Source organism: Pseudomonas sp. GOM6, from assembly GCF_029537485.1.
Lineage (GTDB): Bacteria > Pseudomonadota > Gammaproteobacteria > Pseudomonadales > Pseudomonadaceae > Aquipseudomonas.
Genome location: NZ_JARPUS010000043.1, coordinates 1 through 447, shown reverse-complemented (window position 1 = coordinate 447; position 447 = coordinate 1). Strand labels below are relative to the sequence as shown.

2 pseudogenes are annotated in these 447 nt (G+C 66.4%); both read left to right on the top strand.

What is annotated here, in order from left to right:
* A pseudogene (locus P7A97_RS20545) lies at positions 1-219 on the top strand (type VI secretion system tip protein VgrG); the annotation flags it as partial.
* A 2-nt stretch (positions 220-221) separates the two neighbouring features.
* Positions 222-338 (top strand): annotated as a pseudogene (locus tag P7A97_RS20540) (hypothetical protein); the annotation flags it as partial.
* Positions 339-447: the final 109 nt, after the last annotated feature.

Genomic DNA, 447 nt, shown 5'->3' with positions numbered 1-447 from the left:
GACGACTTCAACCAGGGCTACCGCAACCGCTTCACCGCCACCCCCTGGGACATCCCCTACCGCCCGCCGCTGCAGCACCCCAAGCCGCGCATCCTCGGCAGCCAGAGCGCCGTGGTCACCGGCCCGCAGGGTGAAGAAATCCATTGCGATCAGTACGGCCGGGTCAAAGTTCAGTTCCACTGGGACCGCGAAGGCCAGGCCGACGACACCACCAGCTGCGCTGCCGGGTGCTGGTGACCCTGCTGCACGAGATGCTCAAGCGTGATGCCAAGAAGGGCCTGGCCACACTGTGCATCGGCGGCGGGCAGGGTGTGGCGCTGGCGATCGAGCGCGCCTGAGCGCAGGGCGGGTGTAACCCGCGAACGCCACTCGCTTCACCTTCTCTGCACGCACCGTAGATACCGTCTTCCCCCTCAGTGAGCAAGAGCGCGTTGCGCATCAAATGGC